The sequence below is a fragment of the Enterobacter mori LMG 25706 genome, from assembly GCF_000211415.1.
Taxonomy (GTDB): domain Bacteria; phylum Pseudomonadota; class Gammaproteobacteria; order Enterobacterales; family Enterobacteriaceae; genus Enterobacter; species Enterobacter mori.
Genome location: NZ_GL890780.1, coordinates 595602 through 598173, shown reverse-complemented (window position 1 = coordinate 598173; position 2572 = coordinate 595602). Strand labels below are relative to the sequence as shown.

Genomic DNA, 2572 nt, shown 5'->3' with positions numbered 1-2572 from the left:
GTGCTGCGGGTGGACGATCTCACCGGGGAGGGGTTTATCGATCTCAGCCTTGAGATCTACGCCGGGGAGATCGTCGGCCTGGCCGGGTTGGTGGGATCCGGGCGCACCGAGTTTGCGGAAACGCTCTATGGTCTGCGGCCCGTGCGCGGCGGTCGCGTCTGGCTGGAGAACCAGGAGATTACCGGCGATCCGGTCAGTTCACGCCTGGAAAAAGGGCTGGTCTACCTGCCGGAAGACAGGCAGGTGTCAGGCCTGTTCCTCGACGCGCCGATCCGCTGGAACACCGTGGCGCTGAACGAGCCGTCTCTCTGGCAGCAGCGCAAGCGGGAGTCTGCGGTGGTGGAGCGTTACCACCGGGCGCTGGGGATCAAGCTTAACCATGCGGATCAAACCGTACGCACGCTCTCCGGCGGCAACCAGCAGAAGGTGCTGCTGGCGCGCTGTCTCGAGGCCAATCCTTTACTGCTGATCGTCGATGAACCGACGCGCGGGGTGGACGTCTCGGCCCGCGCCGACATCTACCAGCTGATAAAAAGCGTGGCAGCACAGAACGTGGCGGTGCTGATGATCTCAAGCGATCTCGACGAGTTCCCGGGCCTTGCGGACCGGGTGCTGGTGATGCATCAGGGCGTGCTCAGCGGCGAGCTGCCGCGTCACGCCGTCAGCCTCGACAAGATGATGGCGCTGGCGTTCGGAGGGCAATCATGAAGACCTTACTCAAAAACCGCGAGCTGAGCGCGTTTCTCGCCATTCTGGCGCTATTCGCCGTGCTGGTGGCGCTGAACCCGTCTTACTTCAGCCTGCAGACGCTGGGGATGATCTTCGCCAGCGCGCAGATCCTGATCCTGCTAGCCATCGGTGCCGCGCTTGTGATGCTGACCCGCAATATCGACGTGTCCGTTGGCTCCACCGTGGGGCTGTCCGCGATCGCCGTAGGTGTGGCGCTGAACAGCGGCTACAGCCTGCCCGTTTCCATTCTCTTCGCGCTGTCGACTGGTGCGCTGGCCGGGGCGTTCAACGGGTTTCTGGTGGTGGGGCTGCGCATTCCGGCGATTGTCGCCACCCTCGGAACGCTGGGGTTGTACCGCGGGGCGATGTTGCTCTGGACGGGCGGGAAGTGGATTGAAGGACTGCCGCCAGCGCTGAAATCCCTCTCTGAGCCTGCCGCCATCGGCATTTCACCGCTCGGAATAGTCGTGTTGATTATCGCGGCCACAGGCGCATGGACGCTGTCGCGCACCGCGTTCGGTCGTGATTTCTACGCGGTGGGGGATAACCTCGCCGCCGCGCGCCAGCTGGGCGTGGCGGTGAACCGCACCCGCATGATTGCCTTTACCCTGAACGGCATGCTGGCGGCCTGCGCCGGAATTGTCTTTGCCGCGCAGATTGGCTTTGTGCCGAACCAGACCGGCAGCGGGCTGGAGATGAAGGCCATCGCCGCCTGCGTGCTCGGCGGCATTTCGCTGCTGGGCGGCACGGGCACGCTGATCGGCGCGCTGCTCGGGGCCTTCTTCCTGACGCAAATCGATACCGTGCTGGTGCTATTCAGACTCCCGGCGTGGTGGAACGACTTTATCGCCGGGCTGGTGCTGCTGGGCGTGCTGGTGCTCGACGGACGTCTGCGCCAGGCGCTGGCGCGTCACCAGCGGGCGCTGAAGTATGGCCGCTTCCAGCCGGGCAACAGAGGGGGAAAGCACGTGACCCCTTTTCCAAAACGCAAAAAAGAGGTGGCGTAAATGAGGCTTAACTGGGAAAGCGCGCTGCTCATTTTACTGGTGCTGGAGATTCTGCTCTTTGGCGCCATCAACCCGCGCATGCTTGATATCAACATGCTGTTGTTCAGCACCAGCGACTTCATTTGTATTGGCATTGTGGCGCTACCGCTCACGCTGGTGATTATCAGCGGCGGGATCGACATCTCCCTCGGCTCGACCATCGGCCTGTGTGCCATTGCGCTGGGCGTCATGATGCAGGCGGGGTGGCCAATGGCGTTCGCCGTTCCATTGACGCTGCTGCTCGGCCTGCTGTGCGGATTATTTAATGCCGCGCTTATTCACTATACCGGCATCAGCCCGTTGGTTATTACTCTCGGCACCCTCTACCTCTACGGCGGCGGCGCGCTGCTGCTCTCCGGCATGGCGGGGGCGACGGGCTACGAGGGCATCGGCGGCTTCCCGGACAGCTTCACGGCGTTCGCTAACCTCACGGTGTTGGGCTTGCCGATCCCGCTGGTGCTGTTCGCGGTGATTACGTTTTTCTTCTGGCTGATTACCCATCGCGGGCGCTTTGGTCGTCACCTGTTTTTAATCGGGCAAAACCCGCGCGCGGCGCGCTATGCGGCGCTGTCGGTAAACGGCATGCCCTACGCGCTGTACGGCCTGGTGGGCGTGGCCTCGGCGATTGCCGCACTGGTGATGGTCTCCTATTTCGGCTCCGCGCGTTCGGATCTGGGGCGGGATTTACTGATGCCAGCGCTCACTGCCGCCGTGCTCGGCGGGGCCAATATCTACGGCGGGTCAGGTTCGGTTGTCGGTACGGCGCTGGCGGCGCTGCTGGTGGGCTACCTGCAGCA

The 2572-nt window shown here is 63.3% G+C and carries 3 protein-coding genes; all 3 read left to right on the top strand.

Annotation, left to right across the window (positions count from 1 at the left end):
* A partial coding sequence (locus tag ENTMO_RS26770; RefSeq protein WP_041951453.1) for an ATP-binding cassette domain-containing protein occupies positions 1-708 on the top strand: 708 nt, incomplete at its 5' end.
* Complete coding sequence (gene lsrC, locus ENTMO_RS0121035; protein ID WP_010435847.1) at positions 705-1736, top strand: autoinducer 2 ABC transporter permease LsrC; 1032 nt, start codon at positions 705-707, stop codon at positions 1734-1736. The genes ENTMO_RS26770 and lsrC, both read left to right, overlap by 4 nt.
* On the top strand, positions 1737-2572 hold an 836-nt coding region (locus ENTMO_RS24395; RefSeq protein ID WP_010435845.1), incomplete at its 3' end, for an ABC transporter permease subunit.